This is a genomic window from Massilia sp. Se16.2.3 (assembly GCF_014171595.1).
Classification (GTDB): domain Bacteria; phylum Pseudomonadota; class Gammaproteobacteria; order Burkholderiales; family Burkholderiaceae_D; genus Telluria.
On the sequence record NZ_CP050451.1, the window covers coordinates 5045152 to 5063293 of the forward strand.

17 protein-coding genes and 1 pseudogene are annotated in these 18142 nt (G+C 63.4%); 2 read left to right on the forward strand and 16 right to left on the reverse strand.

What is annotated here, in order from left to right; translation table 11 throughout:
- Positions 1-15: 15 nt before the first annotated feature.
- The 7 genes and pseudogenes from G4G31_RS23140 to G4G31_RS23170 all read right to left on the reverse strand — a co-directional run bounded on the left by G4G31_RS23140 (position 16) and on the right by G4G31_RS23170 (position 6276).
- Entirely contained in the window at positions 16-954 is a 939-nt protein-coding gene (locus tag G4G31_RS23140; protein ID WP_182989563.1) for a CysB family HTH-type transcriptional regulator, read from the reverse strand.
- Positions 951-2022 (reverse strand): annotated as a pseudogene (locus tag G4G31_RS23145) (sulfate/molybdate ABC transporter ATP-binding protein). The gene G4G31_RS23140 and the pseudogene G4G31_RS23145 overlap by 4 nt, the downstream one beginning before the upstream one ends.
- A complete protein-coding gene (gene cysW, locus G4G31_RS23150) occupies positions 2019-2939 on the reverse strand; it encodes a sulfate ABC transporter permease subunit CysW (RefSeq protein WP_182989564.1) in 921 nt (306 codons plus the stop codon). The pseudogene G4G31_RS23145 and the gene cysW overlap by 4 nt, the downstream one beginning before the upstream one ends.
- Positions 2936-3778 carry a sulfate ABC transporter permease subunit CysT gene (gene cysT / locus G4G31_RS23155; RefSeq protein ID WP_182989565.1) on the reverse strand — a complete coding sequence of 281 codons (843 nt, stop codon included), beginning with the start codon at positions 3776-3778 and terminating at the stop codon, positions 2936-2938. Before cysT ends, cysW begins: the two co-directional genes overlap by 4 nt.
- A 123-nt stretch (positions 3779-3901) precedes the next feature.
- The gene (locus G4G31_RS23160; RefSeq protein ID WP_182989566.1) at positions 3902-4675 is read right to left on the reverse strand and encodes a sulfite exporter TauE/SafE family protein; all 774 of its coding nucleotides are present in this window, start codon (positions 4673-4675) and stop codon (positions 3902-3904) included.
- Positions 4676-5142: 467 nt separating this feature from the next.
- The gene (locus tag G4G31_RS23165; protein WP_182989567.1) at positions 5143-5781 is read right to left on the reverse strand and encodes a peroxiredoxin; all 639 of its coding nucleotides are present in this window, start codon (positions 5779-5781) and stop codon (positions 5143-5145) included.
- A gap of 108 nt (positions 5782-5889) precedes the next feature.
- Positions 5890-6276, reverse strand: coding sequence for a diacylglycerol kinase (locus G4G31_RS23170; protein WP_182989568.1), 387 nt, complete (start codon positions 6274-6276; stop codon positions 5890-5892).
- Positions 6277-6442: 166 nt separating this feature from the next.
- Here G4G31_RS23170 and G4G31_RS23175 point away from each other — a divergent pair, with 166 nt between their 5' ends.
- Positions 6443-7228 carry an IclR family transcriptional regulator gene (locus G4G31_RS23175; protein ID WP_182989569.1) on the forward strand — a complete coding sequence of 262 codons (786 nt, stop codon included), beginning with the start codon at positions 6443-6445 and terminating at the stop codon, positions 7226-7228.
- A gap of 61 nt (positions 7229-7289) precedes the next feature.
- Here the strand turns inward: G4G31_RS23175 and G4G31_RS23180 are convergent, their stop codons facing one another.
- From G4G31_RS23180 to G4G31_RS23190, 3 genes are all read right to left on the reverse strand, one after another.
- Positions 7290-8486, reverse strand: coding sequence for a serine hydrolase (locus G4G31_RS23180; protein WP_182989570.1), 1197 nt, complete (start codon positions 8484-8486; stop codon positions 7290-7292).
- A gap of 273 nt (positions 8487-8759) precedes the next feature.
- Positions 8760-9464, reverse strand: a complete 705-nt coding sequence (locus G4G31_RS23185) for a nitroreductase (RefSeq protein WP_182989571.1) — start codon at positions 9462-9464, stop codon at positions 8760-8762.
- Positions 9461-10372, reverse strand: coding sequence for a DMT family transporter (locus G4G31_RS23190; RefSeq protein ID WP_182989572.1), 912 nt, complete (start codon positions 10370-10372; stop codon positions 9461-9463). The genes G4G31_RS23185 and G4G31_RS23190 overlap by 4 nt, the downstream gene beginning before the upstream one ends.
- Positions 10373-10705: 333 nt before the next feature.
- Here G4G31_RS23190 and phaP point away from each other — a divergent pair, with 333 nt between their 5' ends.
- Positions 10706-11290: a TIGR01841 family phasin gene (gene phaP, locus G4G31_RS23195; RefSeq protein WP_182989573.1), complete on the forward strand. Its 585-nt coding sequence runs from the start codon at positions 10706-10708 to the stop codon at positions 11288-11290.
- A gap of 505 nt (positions 11291-11795) precedes the next feature.
- Here phaP and G4G31_RS23200 read toward each other — a convergent pair.
- The 6 genes from G4G31_RS23200 to ispH form a co-directional block, all read right to left on the reverse strand.
- Positions 11796-12887 carry a serine hydrolase gene (locus G4G31_RS23200; protein ID WP_182989574.1) on the reverse strand — a complete coding sequence of 364 codons (1092 nt, stop codon included), beginning with the start codon at positions 12885-12887 and terminating at the stop codon, positions 11796-11798.
- A 393-nt stretch (positions 12888-13280) separates the two neighbouring features.
- A complete protein-coding gene (locus G4G31_RS23205; protein WP_182991896.1) occupies positions 13281-14003 on the reverse strand; it encodes an ABC transporter ATP-binding protein in 723 nt (240 codons plus the stop codon).
- A gap of 11 nt (positions 14004-14014) precedes the next feature.
- Entirely contained in the window at positions 14015-14785 is a 771-nt protein-coding gene (locus tag G4G31_RS23210; protein WP_182989575.1) for an ABC transporter ATP-binding protein, read from the reverse strand.
- Positions 14786-14808: 23 nt separating this feature from the next.
- Positions 14809-16023, reverse strand: coding sequence for an ABC transporter ATP-binding protein (locus G4G31_RS23215; protein WP_182989576.1), 1215 nt, complete (start codon positions 16021-16023; stop codon positions 14809-14811).
- 9 nt (positions 16024-16032) lie between these two features.
- Positions 16033-16968 (reverse strand): branched-chain amino acid ABC transporter permease, encoded by a 936-nt coding sequence (locus G4G31_RS23220; RefSeq protein WP_182989577.1) that lies wholly within the window; start codon positions 16966-16968, stop codon positions 16033-16035.
- A 215-nt stretch (positions 16969-17183) separates the two neighbouring features.
- Positions 17184-18131 carry a 4-hydroxy-3-methylbut-2-enyl diphosphate reductase gene (gene ispH / locus G4G31_RS23225; RefSeq protein WP_182989578.1) on the reverse strand — a complete coding sequence of 316 codons (948 nt, stop codon included), beginning with the start codon at positions 18129-18131 and terminating at the stop codon, positions 17184-17186.
- Positions 18132-18142: the final 11 nt, after the last annotated feature.

Sequence of the window (18142 nt, forward strand, 5' to 3'; positions counted from 1 at the left end):
TACGCCTGGCAATGATTACGCCGTCGCCTCTTCGGCCTGCAAGGTCCGCTCGATATCCGAGCGCGTAAACCCCGGCGCGAATCGTTCGATGAAGTGGTAGGCATAGGCCCGCAGATACGCGCCACGTCGCACCGCCAGGCGCGTCACGTTCGGCGCGAACAGGTGCGAGGCCTCGACCGCGCGTAACCCCTTGTCGCGTCCATGGTCGAAGGCCATCGACGCGACGATGCCGACGCCCATCCCCAGCGACACGTACTGCTTGATCACGTCGGAATCCATGGCGGTCAAGACCATGTCCGGCGCCAGGCCCGCCTTCGCAAAAGCCTCGTCGATATGGCTGCGGCCGGTGTAGCCGACGTCGTAGGTGATCAGGGGATGCGCCGCCAGGTCGTCCAGGGTCAGGGGCCGGTTCTTCATCAGCAGCGGATGGCCGTCGGGCGCCACCACCACGTGGCTCCAGCGGTAGCACGGGAAGGACACCAGATCCGGGAAGGTCGACAGGCCCTCGGTGGCGATGCCGATGTCGGCGCGGCCCGACAGCACCCATTCGGCGATGTGTTCGGGCGCGCTTTGCTGCAGGGCGATGCGCACGTTCGGAAAGGCCGCGCGGAAGGATTGCACCACCTGCGGCAGCGCGTAGCGCGCCTGGGTGTGGGTGACAGCCACCGTCAGCGTGCCGCTGTCCTGGGCCGCGTATTCCTGGCTGGCCTGCGACAGGTTTTCCGCTTCCACCAGTAGCCGCTCGACGATTTTGAGGATGCCCTTGCCCGGCCCGGTCAAACCGGTCAGGCGCTTGCCGTTGCGCTCGAAAATGACCACGCCCAGTTCGTCCTCGAGCTCGCGGATCTGGCGCGACACGCCCGGCTGCGAGGTGAACAGTGCGTTGGCCACATCGGTCAGATTGAAGTTGCGGCGCGCCGCTTCGCGCACGGAGCGCAGCTGCTGGAAGTTCATATGCCGCCTCCCGCGTCGACGAACACCTCGATGCGGCGCGGACGCACCAGCAGGGTCTCGCCCTCCTTCAGCCCCAGGCGGCCGAAGCGCTCGTTCGGAATGACCGCCTCGATCAGCTGCTGCGTGTCGAGCCGCTCCAGGTCGAGCTGGGCCAGCGGGCCGATCGCATGCGCGCGGCGCAGTGACGGCGATGCCCTCGCCGCCGGCCACGTAGCGTTCGACGTCGAGGTCGTGCGGCCGCACGTAGCCGATACCCTCGGCATTGTTCACGCCATTCAGGGCCGGTGCGTCGAAGAGCGCGTCGCCGCTGGCCAGCACGCCTTCGTGCACGCGGCCATGGAACAGGTTGACGTTGCCGAGGAAGCCGTAGACGAACGGCGAGGCCGGCGAGTTGTAGACGGTTTCCGGCGTGCCGAGCTGCTCGACCCGGCCCTTGTTCATCAGGACGACCTGGTCGGCCACTTCGAGCGCCTCTTCCTGGTCGTGGGTGACAAAGATGGACGTCACGTGCAGGTCGTCGTGCAGGCGGCGCAGCCAGCGGCGCAGTTCCTTGCGCACCTTGGCATCCAGGGCGCCGAAAGGTTCGTCCAGCAGCAGCACGCGCGGCTCCACGGCCAGGGCGCGGGCCAGGGCGATACGCTGGCGCTGGCCGCCGGACAGTTGCGGCGGGTAGCGGTCGGCGATCCAGTCGAGCTGCACCAGCTCCAGCAGCTGTTTCACTTTGTCGCGGATCTGGGCTTCGCTCGGGCGCTCGCGGCGCGGGCGCACGCGCAGGCCGAAGGCGACGTTCTCGAACACGGTCATGTGCTTGAACAGCGCGTAATGCTGGAATACGAAGCCGACCTGGCGCTCGCGCACGTGGCGGGTCGAGGCGTTTTCGCCGTCGAGCAGCACGGCGCCCGAGTCCGGATGCTCCAGGCCGGCGATGATGCGCAGCAGGGTCGTCTTGCCGCAGCCCGAGGGGCCGAGCAAGGCTGTCAGCTGGCCGTCGGGGAATTGCAGCGAGACGTTGTCGAGGGCCGTGAACTGGCCGAACTGCTTGCGGATGTGTTGGACTTCGATCGTCATTGCAGGCGCTCCGTGGTACCGGCGTCGGCACGCATCGACAGGTGCAGACGCCATTCGATAAAGGACTTGATGGCCAGCGTCACCAGCGCGAGCAGCGCCAGCAAGGATGCGATCGCGAACGCGGCCGTGAAGTTGTATTCGTTGTAGAGGATTTCCACCTGCAGCGGCATGGTGTTGGTTTCGCCGCGGATGTGGCCCGAGACCACCGACACCGCGCCGAACTCGCCCATGGCGCGGGCGTTACACAGGATCACGCCGTAGAGCAGGCCCCACTTGATGTTCGGCAGCGTCACGCGCCAGAAGGTCTGCCAGCCGGAGGCGCCCAGCACCAGCGCCGCCTCTTCTTCCTCGGTGCCCTGCTGTTGCATCAGGGGAATCAGTTCGCGCGCGACGAACGGGAAGGTGATGAAGACGGTCGCCAGCACGATGCCGGGCACGGCGAACAGGATCTTGATGTCGTGGTCCATCAGCCACTGGCCGAACCAGCCCTGGGCGCCGAACAGCAGCACGTAGATCAGGCCGGCAATCACGGGCGAGACCGAGAACGGCAGGTCGATCAGGGTCAGCAGCACGCTTTTTCCCCGGAAGTCGAACTTGGCGATGGCCCAGGCCGCGGCCACCCCGAACACCAGGTTCAGGGGCACGGCGATGCCGGCCGCGATCAAGGTCAGCTTGATCGCGGACAGGGCATCCGGGTCGAGGATGGATTCGACATAGGTGCCCCAGCCGCGCTTGAGGGCTTCGGTGAACACGGCGACCAGGGGCACGAACAGGAACAGGGTCAGGAACACGAGCGCGATGGCGATGAGCGCATAGCGCACCCAGTTCGGCTCGAACACATTGTTTTTCACGGGACGCGGCGCAGCCTGCGTGACCGCGTTTGGCTTGTCCAGGGGTTTGTTCAGTACGGCGCTCATTTCTTGCCCGCCCGTTTGCGGGTCCATGCCTGCAGCAGATTGATGGTGAGGAGCAGGATGAACGAGACGACCAGCATCACCACGGCAATTGCAGTGGCGCCGGCATAGTCGTACTGCTCCAGCTTGGTGATGATGAAGAGCGGCGTGATCTCGGACACCATCGGCAGGTTGCCGGCGATGAAAATCACGGAACCGTATTCGCCGGTGGCGCGGGCAAAGGCCAGCGCGAAGCCGGTCAGCAGGGCCGGCAGGATCGAAGGCAGGATCACGCGGATGAAGGTTTGCAGCGGGCTCGCGCCCAGGCTGGCGGCCGCTTCCTCGAGTTCGCGCTCGGCCTCTTCCAGCACCGGCTGCACGGTACGCACGACGAAGGGCAGGCCGATGAAGGTCAGCGCGACCACCACGCCGAGCGGGGTGAAGGCGACCTTGATGCCAAACTGCTCGAGGTATTTGCCGATCCAGCCATTGTTCGAATACAGGGCGGTCAGGGTGATGCCGGCCACCGCGGTGGGCAGCGCGAACGGCAGGTCGACCAGCGCGTCGACGAAGCGCTTGCCAGGAAAGCGGTAGCGCACCAGTACCCAGGCGACGATGCCGCCGAAGACGACGTTCAGGCTGGCGGCGATCAGCGAGGCGCCGAAGCTGAGCTTGTACGAGGCGATGACGCGCTCGGACGTGACGGCGCTCCAGAACGCTTCCCAACTCATGGTGAAGGTTTTCAGGAACACGGCCGACAGCGGGATCAGGACGATCAGCGCCAGGTAAAAAATCGTGAACCCGAGCGATAGCCCGAAGCCGGGGAGGACCCGGCCCGGGGCACGCGGCTGCAGGAAGTTCATGGAGGCCTTATTACAAATTCTTCTATTGGGCTGTAATAATCTCACTTCAACTTCATAACGCAAACGAACCAATCTTCATTTGCATAGACAGATAGGCTATTAGTGGCCGAGCCCGTCCCAGCTTCAGTAGACGAGCTTGAAAGCCACGCCGGTCAGCGTCAGCGCCAGCAGCGCGCGCAGGAAGCGTTCCGGCACCTTGCGCGCCAGCATCGAGCCCAGCGTGATGCCGGGCAGCGAGCCGATCAAGAGGGTCAGTAGCAGCATCCAGTCGATCGAGCCCAGCCACCAGTGGCCGAAGGCGGCAATCGCAGTCAATGGCACGGCGTAGGCGATGTCGGTGCCGGCCACTTCGGCGGGCGTCAGTTTCGGGTACAACAGCACGAGCAGGGTCGCGCCAACGGCGCCGGCGCCGATCGAGGAGATCGTCACCAGGGTACCGAGCAAAGCGCCTGCCCCAATGGTGGCCAGGTGCAGCGCCCTGCCCTGCAGCTGGCGCCCGGGCTGGGCGTTCACCCAGGCCACCATGCGGCGCCGGAACAGCAGCGCCACCACGGTCAGCATGACGGACACGGCAATGGAATAGCGGATCAGCTGGCCGATCTCGGCCTGCACGGTGCCGTAGCGGCTGAGCAGCAAAGTAGCGACCAGCGCGGCCGGCAGCGCGCCCAGGCAGAGGCGGCGCACGATGGCCCAGTTGACGGTGCGATTGAAACGGTGGGTAACGGTGCCCGCGCTCTTGGTAATGGAGGCAAAGGCGAGGTCGGTGCCGACGGCAACCGTGGGCGACACGCCGAACAGCAGGGTCAGGAGCGGCGTCATCAGCGAACCGCCACCCACGCCGGTCATGCCGACCAGCAAGCCGACCGCGAAGCCAGCGGCAATATAGGTCATCAACATGCCCCAAGGGTAAGCCGGGGCAAGCGTGGGACAAAGGATGGCTTTCTTATTTGCTTATGCGTGCGGTGAGCTTGGGGTGACGCTTGGCGTTGATCGATATGCGCAGAACGGACGAGAATCGTAGGGTGGAGTCCTGACTCCACGCTGCCTGAGCGCCCGCTATCACGTAACTTGGCTGTTGCGCTGGCGGGCCGACTTGCGACAAGCTTATCGAAGTGCCGCCGTTCGACCGCGTGGAGTCAGGACTCCACCCTACGCCCTATGCGGGTTTCGCAGGGTGGGCACTCCGTGCCCACGCGGGATCATCGGTTGATCAGTTGCGGCTCAGGCCTGGCTGATGCACGTGATGCGAAGCGCGACGGTACGACCAAGTCGCATATGAGCAAGTGATGATACAGCGTGGGCACGGAGTGCCCACCCTACGTCCTTCGGCATGCATCGGGAGACGCATGCCGGCGCGGTTCCTGTTATTTGTTCGGCTGCGGCGTCAAACGCAGGTAAGGCCGCGGTGCCGTGAAGCCCTTCGGATACTTTTCAGCCAGCACAGCCGGATCCTGCACGGTCAGCGGGATGATGACGTCGTCGCCATCCTTCCAGTTACCGGGCGTGGCTACCGTGTAGCCGTCGGTCAGTTGCAAGGCGTCGATCACGCGCAGGACTTCGTCGAAGTTGCGGCCGGTGCTCATCGGGTAGGTGATGGTCAGGCGGATCTTCTTTTTCGGGTCGATCACGAACAGCGAGCGCACCGTCGCGGTGGCCGACTGTTCCGGGTGGATCATGTCGTACAGCGTAGACACGGTCTTGTCGGCGTCGGCGATGATCGGGAAGCCGACCACGGTCTGCTGGGTTTCCTCGATGTCGCGGATCCAGTTGCGGTGCTGTTCGGCCGGGTCGACCGACAGCGCGATCGCCTTGACGTTGCGCTTGCCGAATTCCGGCTTCAGCTTCGCAGTCAGGCCCAGTTCGGTCGTGCAGACCGGCGTGAAGTCGGCCGGGTGCGAGAACAGCACCACCCAGGAATCGCCCGCCCACTCATGGAAGCGGATGGGGCCGATGCTGGAATCCTGTTCGAAATCGGGTGCGGTGTCGCCGAGGCGTAGCGTCATGTTTTTCTCCATTAGGTTTGGACAAGACCGCAGCGCCCTCCCGGCGCCGCGTGGTCGTCGCCTATTGTGGAGCATTTTCGGCAAGCTTGCCGGCGTGTCTATGGGAGCTCAAGCAAACCTGTTGTAGAGCACCGTGCCCCAGGTGGCTGCGGCCAGCAGGACCGTCAGGCCAACGGCGGCGCTACCGAAGTCCTTGGCATTCTTCGAGAGCGGGTGGCGCTCGAGCGAAATACGGTCGACCACGGCCTCGAAGGCGGAGTTGATCAGTTCGACGATCAGTACCAGCAGCAGCACGCCGATGAGCACCAGGCGCTGGAAGCCCGATACCGGCAGCACGAAGGCGAAAATCACGCCGAGCACGAACACGAGCAGCTCCTGGCGGAAGGCATGTTCGATCTTCCAGGCCGTGACCAGCCCCTGGACGGTGTAACTGGAGGCTTTCAGGATGCGCTTGAAACCGCTTGTACTCTTGAATTCGCTGGTTTGATGTTCCATTTATATTTCCGACAAGACATGCAGAGCTGTCATTATGCCCGTTCCAGGCAGTCGCGGGCAGCTGTCGATAAAGGAAAATGTTAGACGAACGACACTAGCAAATTCTCTGCCGTTTTTCGCATTATGGTATAAAGTACAGACGATACCGCACTGCACCAACCACATCATGAAAATCGAAACACTTGAACCGCCCAAGACATCGATCCAGGTGATTGAACGCATGGTCGCCCTGCTCGATGCACTCGCCACCTATCCCGACCCGGTCAGCCTGAAGGAATTGTCGAAGGTCTCGGGCCTGCACCCTTCCACCGCCCACCGCATCCTCAACGACATGGTCGTCACCCGTTTCGTCGACCGCGTCGAGCCCGGCACCTACCGCCTGGGCATGCGTTTGCTGGAACTGGGCAATGTCGTGAAAAGCCGGTTGTCGGTGCGCGAAGCGGCGCTCGACTTCATGCGTGCCCTGCACAAGAAGACGCAGCAGACCGTGAACCTGTCAGTGCGCCAGGGCGACGAGATCGTCTACATCGACCGCGCCTTCTCCGAGCGCTCGGGCATGCAGGTGGTGCGCGCGATCGGCGGACGCGGACCGCTGCACCTGACGTCCACCGGCAAACTCTTCCTTTCGGTGGACGAGCCGAAGGCGATCCGCGCCTACGCCACCCGTACCGGCCTGGCCGGCCACAACAAGAATTCGATCACCGATCTTGCCAAGCTCGAGCGCGAACTGAGCCTGGTGCGCGCACGCGGCTATGCGCGCGACAACGAGGAACTCGAACTGGGCGTGCGCTGCATGGCCGCCGGCATCTACGACGACAGCGGCAAGCTGGTGGCCGGTTTGTCGATCTCGGCGCCGGCCGACCGCCTGCAGGAAGACTGGCTCGACGACCTGGTGCAGACAGCCGGGCAGATTTCGTCGACGCTGGGTTTCCGGCCCGTCTCGGTAGCGTGATCGCTGCCTGAACAAAAAAACGGCGCCCGCGGGCGCCGTTGTCGTTTTCATGCCTTGCGGCCTAGCGCTTCTGCAACACCGTTGCCGCAGACACGGCGGAGAAGGTGGTGGGCGTTGGGCTGGCCGCGCTGGCCGGGCTTGCCGTCGGGACGGTGATACTGTCGGGCGTGAGTGCTTCCAGCCAGCGCCGCATGCGGCCGGCGTCGGCGGTACGCGACATCTTCCCTTTCGAATCGAGGAAGACCATGATCACGTTGCGGCCCTGGATCATCGCCTGCATCACCAGGCAACGCCCCGCTTCGTTGATGAAACCGGTTTTCTGCAAGCCGATGTTCCAGTCAGGCAGCGCCACCAGGTAGTTCGTATTGTTGTAGCGCATCGGCCGGCCGCTGGCCTCGACCACCCAGTTCGGGTCGGTCGAATACTGGCGCAGCAGCGGCTTCTGGTGCGCGTAGGCCACCAGCTTGGCCAGGTCGCGCGCGCTCGACACGTTCTGGCTCGACAGGCCGCTGGAGTCGACGTAACGGGTGTCGTTCATGCCCAACTCCTTTGCCTTGGCATTCATCGCCGCGACAAAGGCGTTGATGCCGCCTGGATAGTTGCGCCCGAGCGCCGCGGCCGCGCGGTTCTCCGAGCTCATCAGGGCGATATGCAGCAGGTTGTTGCGGGTCATGCGCGCGCCGACGGGCAGGCGCGAGCTGCTGTACTTGTGGCGGTCGACGTCGTCGTTGGTGATGGTCAGCGTCTCGTTCAGGTTCTGGCCCGCTTCGACGACGACGAGACCCGTCATCAGCTTGGTGATCGAGGCGATCGGCAGCGGCACGTTGGCATTCTTTTCGAACAGCACCTGCGAACTGTTCTGGTCTAGCACGAAGGCGACATTCGAGCGCAGCGACAAGGGATCGCGCGTCTGGTTCAGGCCGGCCATGTCGCCCGCCGTGCGCATCGCCGGGATCGCGGCCACGGCCGGTGCCGCGCGCCGCACGACCTGGTAAGTGACGCGGCGCTTGCCACGCACGGTCTCGACCCGGCGCACCATGCGCTGGCGGTTGTCGCTGGCAATGGCCTGGGCTGTCTCGGCCTGGCGCTTGCCCTTGCGCGCGCGCGGCTGGGCGACGCGCTTCTTCACAAGCTTTTTCTTCGCAGCGGGACGTTTTGTCGCCGAGCTGGCCTGGGCACCCGCCCCGGCTGCCGTGGCCGTGACGGGTTCGGCCAGCAGGCACAGCGATACGAGGGCGGTCAACAGGAACTTCAACATGGTCTTTCCTTCTGACGCGATTCGGGTAATACGGATGAGGTAATACGGGTGAGCCGAGACGATGCGCTCATGCACATCGAATGCAATTGCAACTCAGCTGCAATCGACTGTAACACTCTCCTCATCATTTTGCCGCACTACAACGGAACGCGGCGCACTGCCCGGGGCAACAAGAATTCTGTTCCAATTCAATTGTCTACGTCGCGCAACGTTTTGTTTTGCGCCACCTCGGCATGCTGTCGAAACCCGTCGCAGCGAGGCGGGGTGGCGAAATCAGTCGTCCTGGTCGACAAAGTGCACGAAGTTCGCTACCGGTTCGCGCTCGGTCACGAGCGTGTTCTCGACCCTGGTCGGATCGGCCCAGCCCAGCGCCATGCCGCACACGACCGTCTCGTTGGCCGGGAGGTCCAGTTGCTCGGCGATGATGCGGTGGAACTGGGTAAAGGCGGCTTGCGGGCAGGTATCGAGCCCGCGTCCGCGCGCGGCCACCATGATGTTCTGCAAAAACATCCCGTAATCCAGCCAGGAGCCCTGCTCCATGACGCGGTCGATGGTAAAAATCAGGCCGACCGGTGCGTCGAAGAAGCGGTAGTTGCGCGCATGCTGGGCCGCCATGCCGGCCTTGTTGTCGCGGCTCAGCCCAAGCAGGCTGTACAGGTCCCAACCCACCTTGCGCCGGCGGTCGACAAAAGGAGAGACCCATTCGCGCGGATAGTAGGGATACTCCTCGGTATGCTGGCGCGACAGTTCCGGGTCGCTGTACACGGCAAGAATGGCGTCCGACAGCGCGACGCGGCGCTCGCCGGTCAGCACATAGACCTTCCACGGCTGGGTATTGGTACCCGAGGGCGCGCGTGCCGCCACCTCGAGGATGCGTTCGATGTCGGCGCGCTCCACCGGCTTGTCGAGGAAAGCGCGGATCGAGCGGCGCGAGGTGATGGCGGCATCGACCGCTTCTTGCTGTGGGCTTGCAATCATGAATGCTCCTGTTTCTTGACGACGAAGGCGACCCCGGTCACGGCCACCGCCATGCCGACCAGTCCAAGCGGGCTCAGGGCCTCGCCGAACAGGATCCAGGCCATGATGGCGGTCGTGGGCGGAGTCAGGTAAAGCAGGCTTGTCACCTCGGTGGCGGTCCCCTCGCGAATCAACCTGAACAGCAGGAATATGGCACCGATCGACAGCGCCAGGATCGCCCACAGCAGGGACGCAATAAAACCGGCGTTCCACCTTACTTTAGACAAGGACAAATCGAACTGTTCAAACAACAGCGCGAACGGCAGCAATGCCGCAATAGTCGCGCCGAACTGGATCACGGTGCCGGTACGCAGGTCGAAGCGCGGGCAATAATGCTTCTGGTAGAGCGTGCCCGCCGTAATCGACAGCAGCGCCAGCACGCAGTACAGGATCGCCCGTCCCGACAGACTCGCCAGGCTGATTTTCGCATACACGACGAGCGCCACCCCGCCCAGGCCCAGCGCGAGTCCCAGCCACTGGCGCGGACGCACGCGTTCGCCGATCAGGGGCGCGGCCACGGCCGTCAGGACCGGTTGCATGCCGACGATCAGCGCCGACAGGCCTGCCGGCATGCCCAGCTTGATGGCACTCCAGACGCCGCCGAGGTAGCCCGCCTGCAGCAGCAGGCCGGCGACCGCGACATGCCCGATGCGCCCGCGCGGCCATGGCGCGCGCCAGATCAGCACGGCCGGCAACAGGATCAGCAGCACGCCGCTGCAGCGCAGAATCAGGAAAGTCAATGGCGGCGCATATGGCAGCCCGTACTTGGCCACGATGAAGCCGGTACTCCAGAGGACGACGAAGAAGGCGGGGAGTAGCCAGCTGGGGAGCGGGCGTCTTGCGCCTGGAGTGTCGAGCGGTTCGGCCATGATCCTGGATGTCGGGCGCTGGCACACCGGGTGGCGATTAGCGCAATGACAAGTCTAACATGGGCGAGATACCCGGGCTGGGTGGAACATTGCACGCGCCGATGGCAGAAGCGCATACAAAGTTGATGAGAAGTATTTCTTCCGATGCAAGGAAACAACAAGGATTTCCTCCATGGTGCGACGCACCAAATTCGCTTGACGTGTACGTCAAAATGCGCAAAACTGCGTTCTGTTGCGGTGCACCATCCAGTTTGCACTAGCCGTTTCGCGGTACCGATTCAGCAGTATTCCCTAGAAGTATCCCTTCTTATAAACGTTTGTTTGGAGAACCCCATGTTTGCAATTCCAGAGCAGTTCTCGAATGCCACCAAAGCCAATTTCGAATCGCAATTCGCCCTGCTGTCCTCGCTGACCGCGAAGACTTTCGAGAGCATGGAAAAGCTGGTGGAACTGAACCTTGCTACCGCCCGTGAAGTCATGGCTGGTAACTCGACCACCGCGCGCCAACTGCTGTCGGCCAAGGATCCACAGGAATTCCTGCAACTGTCCGCAGCCCAGGCCCAGCCGACCGCCGAGAAGGCCCTGTCGTACAACCGCCAGCTGGCAGCGATTGCCACCGGTACCGGTGCCGAGTTCTCGAAGGCCGCTGAAAGCCAGATCGTCGAAGCCAACCGCAAGGTCATCGCCCTGGTCGACGAAGTGAGCAAGAACGCCCCTGCTGGTTCGGAGACCTTCGTCGCCGCCGTCAAGACCGCGATCAGCAACGCCAACGCCGGCTACGAGCAGTTCAGCAAGACCACCAAGCAGGCTGTCGAAGCCATCGAAAGCAACGTGAACGCTGCTGTCTCGCAGTTCTCGCAAGCTGCCGCCAAGGCACCAGGCGCCGCTGCCAACGCTGCCGCTGCTGCCGCTGCTTAAGTAAGATTGCGGCGCCCGCCTTTCGGGCTGGCGCTACGTAGATAAAGGGCTGCCTGAGAAATCGGGCGGCCCTTTTGTTTGGATGCTCGAAGCGCAAGAGCTGGGGTCAGGTCTGACATTCGGACACGGACTCAGCCATACTGCGGTATGTATGGATGGCTTGTTCTGCTTCCGCATGTGCTGTCGCTTTGAACGTTCGCTCTAGAGTTGAGGTCGTGTCCGAATGTCAGACCTGACCCCAGCCTTGCCATTTATTTTCGGCTTAAACGCAAGCTGGCGCCCAGAGACAGCCGGGAACAAACGCAACGACAACGTAGGCCAAGCAAGACCACGCGCTAACCGCCGCCATCCTTAGCGCCTTCTTCACCCACGAGCGTGGAGAGTAGCTCGCGGCGAGCAATCCCGTGCCTACTGCGAGCAACAGGGCAATTGGCGCAACGCCCTCCGGTAACTGCCGAGGATTCTCGCGACGCTTTTGCCACCCACATGACATCGCGGACCGCTGTTATTGCCGCGCCTGCGTAGCGCTACCCTGCACCGCCGAAATCAGCTCCCGGCTCAACTCCTCGTTATCGCCACCGAACATGTCGCCGTTATGCAGGGTCACCGCGACGATGCCGGAATCGACGTCCATTTCCAGTTCGCTGTAGAAATTGATGATATAGCCGCCATGCCCGACCAGATGCTTGCCGTTGATTTCGCGCAGCCAGGTGCCGAAACCATAGCCGGTAGCCTGACCGTTCGGCAGCACGTATGGCGTATTCATGCGGCGCACGTTCGCCGGCGAGACCAGCTTGCCACCCTGCAGCGCGATCATGAAGGCAGCCATGTCGTCCACCGTGCTCACCACGCCGCCACCGGCGTAGAAGTTGCTGTTCGAAAGCAGCCAGGCGGGCGCGGGGCCCTTTCCATAGCCGGTGACTAGGCCGGGGATGAACGCCTTGTCGCTGCCCTCGCGCGTGTGGCGCAGGCCCAGCGGTTTGCTGATCCGCTCGTCGAGGAAGGTGTAGTAGGGCTTGCCGGAGACTTTTTCGATGATCAGGCCCAGCAGATGGTAACCCGTATTGTTGTAAGCGAATCTGGTCCCCGACGCCGATTCGAGCGGGCGCGCACGCACGGGGTCGACGAGTTCCTTGGGCGTATGGTCCAGGCGCACGCTCGTGCGCCAGTAGCCGGAATCGAGCGACAGATTCGGAATGCCGCTCGTGTGCGTCAGCAAATGCTCGATGGTGACCTTCTCCCAGTGCGCGGGCGCATCGGACAGGTAGCGGCTCACTGGGGCATCGAGCGCGAGCTTGCCTTCGTCGACCAGCAGCATGACGGCGGTGGCGGTGAAGAGCTTGGTCGTCGAGCCGATGCGGAAAACGTGTTCGGGCTGTGCCTTCACGCCGAGCTCGACGTTGGCCATGCCGTAGGCCTTGCGCAGGATGGGCTGGCCATCTTTCATCACCAGTGCGGCGACGCCGGGCTGATCGGGCTTGAAACGGGCGGCCATGAGGCTGTCGAGTGAGTCGGCGAGTTTTGGCTCAACCGGGGCCGCCATGACGGCCAGCGGAAAACAGAGGAGCAGTGCAAGGTGCTTCAAGTTCCGCTTCATGGTCGGTCCATTGCCTTTGTGAATGAGCGGCAATTCTATCGACCATGTAGCAAAAAAGGAAACTATTTACCGTGATCTGAAGCTGGGGTCGTGAAGCTGGGGTCAGGTCTGACATTCGGACACGTCATGAAGCTGGGCTCAGGTCTGACATTCAGACACGAACTCTGCTGTGAAGCTGGGGTCATGAAGCTGGGGTCAGGTCTGACATTCAGACACGAACTCTGCCATTCTCGATCTCATCTCTTGTAGACGGGCCAGCACTGTCAGCACGCCTGCCACATGCCAGCACAGTCTACACTCGAGCTCGTGTCCGAATGTCAGACCTGACCCCAGTACTTTGCCCCCTGTACTTGACTCCAGTACTTGCTCCAATAGCGCAGCTGGCCGCTTCCTTCATTCTCCCAGGTAAGCCGCCCGCACTCTCGGATCGTCCAGCATGGCACGTGCTTCGCCCGTCATCGTGATCGCGCCCGACTCCATCACATAACCGCGGTGCGCCGCCTGCAGCGCCAAGCGTGCGTTCTGCTCGACCAGCAGGATGGTGATGCCCTGCCCCGACACCTCGCGGATCACCTCGAAGATCTTCTCGACCATGATCGGCGCCAGGCCCATCGACGGTTCGTCCAGCAGCAGCAGGGTCGGCTGGCACATCAGTGCGCGCGCCATGGCCAGCATCTGCTGCTCGCCGCCGGACAGCGTTCCGGCCAGCTGCGCCGAGCGTTCCTTCAAGCGGGGGAAGACGCCGAACCACTTCTCGATGTCGGCTTCGACGCCGGCCTTGTCGTTGCGCGTGTAGGCGCCCATCAAGAGGTTCTCGACGATGGTCATGCGCGTGAAGACGCCGCGGCCTTCCGGCACCATCGCCAGCTTCTGCTCCACCAGGCGGTGCGAGGGCGTGCCCAGCAAGGGCTTGCCCAGGTAGCTGACCGTGCCTTCCACCTTGCACGCGGGCAGGGTACCGGTGATGGCTTTCAGGGTGGTGGTCTTGCCCGCACCGTTGGCGCCGATCAGGGTCACCAGTTCGCCGCGCCTGACGTCCAGGTCGATGCCCTTGACCGCCTTGATGCCGCCATAGGCGACCTTCAGGCCCTGGATCTTCAGGATGCTTTCTTCCATCGCAGTGCTCATCAATGCGCCCCTCCCAGGTAGGCCGCGATGACGGCGGGATCTTTCTGGATGTCGGCAGGTATACCTTCGGCGATGCGCTTTCCGTACTCGAGCACGGTAATGCGGTCGCACAGGCCCATCATCAGCTTCACGTCGTGTTCGATGAGGAGGATGGTCGTGCCCTGCCCCTGGATCTTGACGAGCAGTTCGCGCAGCGCCAGTTTTTCGGTGGCGTTCATGCCGGCGGCAGGTTCGTCCAGCGCCAGCAGTTGCGGATCGGTGGCGAGTGCGCGCGCGATTTCCAGGCGGCGCTGGTCGCCGTAGGAGAGGAATTTCGCGGTGCGGTTGGCAAAAGCGCCGATGCCGACGAAATCGAGCAGCTCTTGCGCGCGGCGGCGGATCGCCTCTTCTTCGGCACGCGCCGCGCCGTGGCGGAAGATGGCGCCGAATACGCCCTGCTTCGAGCGCACGTGGCGCCCGACCATGACGTTTTCCAGCGCCGTCATTTCGCTGAACAGGCGGATGTTCTGGAAAGTGCGGGCAATGCCGGCCTTGGCTACCGCATGCGGGGCCGTCGGCGAATAGGGTTTACCGGCCAGCTCGAAGCGGCCGGTGTCGGGCTGGTACAGGCCGGTGATCACATTGAAGAAGGTGGTCTTGCCGGCGCCGTTCGGGCCGATCAGGCCATACACCTGGCCGCGCTGGATCTGGATGCCGACATCGGTCAGCGCCTGCAGGCCACCGAAGCGCTTGTTGACGCCGGAAATATTCAGGAGAAGTGGTTCGCTCATGCTCATGTCATTGCTGCGGCGCCTCAGGCGGCCGCCGCCTCCTCTTCGTCTTCGCGTGCATTGGCCACGTTGGGCCGGTCTTCCTTATTGGGCGACGGCCACAGGCCCGCCGGGCGCACCAGCATGATGCCCACCAGTACCAGGCCATACATCATTTGCCGCAGCACTTCGGCTTCGATGATGACGTGACCGAACAGCGCCATCTGCGCCGGCTCCACCACATGGCGCAGCACTTCCGGCAGCGAGGCCAGCAGCACGCCACCGAGCACCACGCCGGGAATGTGGCCGATCCCGCCCAGCACCACCATCGCCAGCACCGCGATCGATTCCGGCAGCGAGAACGATTCCGGCGACACAAATCCCTGGAAGGCGCCGAACATGGCCCCGGCCACGCCGCCGAAGGAGGCGCCGATCGAGAAGGCCAGCAGTTTCACGTTGCGGGTATTGATGCCCATGGCTTTCGCGGCGATTTCGTCTTCGCGGATCGCCACCCAGGCGCGGCCCAGGCGCGAATGCTGCAGGCGGCTCGTGATGAAAATGGTGACGATGCACAGCAGCAGGAACAGGAAATAGTAGGCGTTCACCGAGGGCATGCCGTAGCCACCGAGGTAGACGGTCGACTGGGACCCGGCCTCTCCCGCCAGCGACACCCCGAACACGCGGATCGGGTCGATCATGTTGATACCCTGCGGCCCGTTGGTGAAATTGATCGGGTCATTCAGGTTGTTCATGAAGATGCGGATGATCTCGCCGAAGCCGAGCGTGACGATGGCGAGGTAGTCGCCGCGCAGCTTCAGCGTCGGCGCGCCCAGCAAGGCGCCGAACAGGGCCGCCACGGCGGCGGCCAGCGGCACGATCGCCCACAGCGACAGGTGGATCCCGTTCTGGGCAATGTCCGGGCCGCACAGCGCGACCAGCGCCGCCCCGATTTCGGGACTGTAGTTGACCAGCGACTCGAGCAGCGCCGCGAACTGGGGCGAAGAGAACAGGCCGGTGAGATAGGCGCCAACAGCAAAAAACGCGATGTAGCCGAGGTCGAGCAGGCCGGCGAAGCCGACCACGATGTTCAGTCCCAGCGCAAGCATGATGTAGAGCAGCGCGATGTCGGCAATGCGTACCCAGGAGTTGCCGAACTGGGCGGCAACGAAGGGGAAAGCGATCATCACGACCAGCAGCAGCGCCATGCTGACGCGCGCCTGGCGCGGGTGGTGGCGGAGGTCGAAGGAAAGCGGTGCCATGGTCTCTCCTTAGGCGCGGTCGGCGACGCGCTCGCCCATGATGCCGGACGGACGCACGATCAGCACCACGATCAGGACGATGAAGGCGAAGATGTCCTGGTAGTGGCTGCCGAGGAAATTGCCGGTGGCCGCGCCGATATAGCCGGCGCCGAGCGCCTCGATGATCCCCAGCAGCAGGCCGCCGAGCATGGCGCCGTAGATGTTGCCGATGCCGCCCAGCACCGCCGCACAGAAGGCCTTCAGGCCCGGCAGCACGCCCATCGTGAAGGTGATGGTGGCATAGTTGGCGCCCCACATGACCCCGGCCACGGCAGCCAGCGCCGCGCCGATGGCAAAGGTGGCGACGATGACGCTGTTCGAATCCACGCCCATCAAACCGGCCACGCGCGGGTTTTCGGCGACGGCGCGCATCGCACGGCCCATTTTCGTGCGTTCCACCAGCAGCACCAGGCCAACCATGGCAATTGTCGCCAGCGCCAGCAGCAGCACCTGGGTAGGCGAAATCATGGCCCCGGCAATCACGATCGGGTCGGACGGCAGCAATTGCGGAAACGGCAGCGGGCTGCGGCCCCAGAAGCGCATCGCCATCACGAAGGTCTGCAGCAGGATCGAGACACCGATGGCGGTGATCAGGGGCGCCAGGCGCGGGGCATTGCGCAGGCGCCGGTATGCCACGCGTTCGATCAGGATATTGACCAGCATTGCGACCGGAATCGCACCCAGCATGGCAATGGCCAGTTGCAAGTAGCCCGGCAGGCCGGGGAATGCGCCTTCCAGCAATTGCAGGATCGAAAAGGCGACCATGGCACCGATCATCATGACGTCGCCATGCGCGAAATTGATGAGGTTCAATACTCCGTAGACCATCGTATAGCCGAGCGCGACAAGGGCGTACATGCTCCCCGTCACCAGCCCGTTGAGTATCTGCTGGACAAAAGTCTCCATCGTTTCCGCTGCCTCTTTCTTTCGATAACAAAAACGGCACCACGGAAAGTCCGGGGTGCCGCTCCTTGAGGTCGTGACATACAAGTCTTGCAGTTGCTCACTGCAGTTAAACAGTTGCCACGACTAAAATCCTGAGCCTTGCCATCATAGCGAGGTTTTTGCCGAACCAACAACGTAAAAGTAGTCCACACGGCGCCACGCACGGGCGCCGTGTTTCAGGCAACTTCCACGCGGGCGCCGTCGAGGCCCTTTGGCAGCGGGAAGGTGACGTGTTCCTCGACGCCTTCGAGCGCACGCACGCTGGCCGCGCCCAGGGTTTTCAGGCGGTCGATCACGGCCTGCACCAGCACTTCCGGGGCCGAGGCGCCGGCGGTGACGCCAATGCGCTTCTTGCCGAGGATCCAGGCCGGATCGATGGCGGCGGCGTTGTCGACCATGTAGGCCGGGGTGCCCATCTTGTCGGCCACTTCGCGCAGGCGGTTCGAATTCGAGCTGTTCGGGCTGCCCACCACGACCACGACTTCCACCTGCGGTGCCATGAACTTCACCGCTTCCTGGCGGTTCGTGGTGGCGTAGCAGATGTCGCCCTTCTTCGGCTCCATGATGTTCGGGAAACGGCGCTTCAGCGCGGCGATGATCTCGGCCGTATCGTCGACCGACAGCGTGGTCTGCGATACGTAGGCGACATTGTCCGGGTTCACGACCTGCAAGGTCTCGACGTCGTCCACCGTCTCGACCAGGTGCATACCCTCTTCCGCCTGGCCCATCGTGCCTTCGACTTCGGGGTGGCCGTCGTGGCCGATCATGATGATCTCGGCGCCGCCCTTGCGCATCTTCGACACTTCCACGTGGACCTTGGTGACCAGCGGGCAGGTGGCATCGAAAATCTTCAGGCCGCGTGCTTCCGCTTCGGCGCGCACCGCCTTCGAGACGCCGTGGGCCGAGAACACCAAGGTATTGCCGGCCGGGACGTCGTCGAGCTCTTCGATGAAGATCGCGCCCTTGTTGCGCAGGTCTTCCACGACATAGGCGTTGTGGACGATCTCGTGGCGCACGTAGATCGGCGCGCCGAACTGCTGCAGGGCACGCTCGACGATCTCGATGGCGCGGTCGACGCCGGCGCAAAAACCGCGCGGCTGGGCAAGAAGGATCTCGTTTTCCATGTCGTTTCCTG

Coding starts and splice junctions, on each gene's coding strand:
- G4G31_RS23215 (WP_182989576.1), bottom strand. CDS start 16,023: ATGGCACCGCTTTCCTTCGACCTCCGCCACCACCCGCGCCAGGCGCGC.
- G4G31_RS23160 (WP_182989566.1), bottom strand. CDS start 4,675: ATGTTGATGACCTATATTGCCGCTGGCTTCGCGGTCGGCTTGCTGGTC.
- G4G31_RS23200 (WP_182989574.1), bottom strand. CDS start 12,887: ATGAAGCGGAACTTGAAGCACCTTGCACTGCTCCTCTGTTTTCCGCTG.
- G4G31_RS23210 (WP_182989575.1), bottom strand. CDS start 14,785: ATGAGCGAACCACTTCTCCTGAATATTTCCGGCGTCAACAAGCGCTTC.
- cysW (WP_182989564.1), bottom strand. CDS start 2,939: ATGAGCGCCGTACTGAACAAACCCCTGGACAAGCCAAACGCGGTCACG.
- G4G31_RS23175 (WP_182989569.1), top strand. CDS start 6,443: ATGAAAATCGAAACACTTGAACCGCCCAAGACATCGATCCAGGTGATT.
- G4G31_RS23165 (WP_182989567.1), bottom strand. CDS start 5,781: ATGACGCTACGCCTCGGCGACACCGCACCCGATTTCGAACAGGATTCC.
- G4G31_RS23185 (WP_182989571.1), bottom strand. CDS start 9,464: ATGATTGCAAGCCCACAGCAAGAAGCGGTCGATGCCGCCATCACCTCG.
- G4G31_RS23190 (WP_182989572.1), bottom strand. CDS start 10,372: ATGGCCGAACCGCTCGACACTCCAGGCGCAAGACGCCCGCTCCCCAGC.
- G4G31_RS23220 (WP_182989577.1), bottom strand. CDS start 16,968: ATGGAGACTTTTGTCCAGCAGATACTCAACGGGCTGGTGACGGGGAGC.
- G4G31_RS23180 (WP_182989570.1), bottom strand. CDS start 8,486: ATGTTGAAGTTCCTGTTGACCGCCCTCGTATCGCTGTGCCTGCTGGCC.
- phaP (WP_182989573.1), top strand. CDS start 10,706: ATGTTTGCAATTCCAGAGCAGTTCTCGAATGCCACCAAAGCCAATTTC.
- G4G31_RS23140 (WP_182989563.1), bottom strand. CDS start 954: ATGAACTTCCAGCAGCTGCGCTCCGTGCGCGAAGCGGCGCGCCGCAAC.
- G4G31_RS23170 (WP_182989568.1), bottom strand. CDS start 6,276: ATGGAACATCAAACCAGCGAATTCAAGAGTACAAGCGGTTTCAAGCGC.
- G4G31_RS23205 (WP_182991896.1), bottom strand. CDS start 14,003: ATGGAAGAAAGCATCCTGAAGATCCAGGGCCTGAAGGTCGCCTATGGC.
- ispH (WP_182989578.1), bottom strand. CDS start 18,131: ATGGAAAACGAGATCCTTCTTGCCCAGCCGCGCGGTTTTTGCGCCGGC.
- cysT (WP_182989565.1), bottom strand. CDS start 3,778: ATGAACTTCCTGCAGCCGCGTGCCCCGGGCCGGGTCCTCCCCGGCTTC.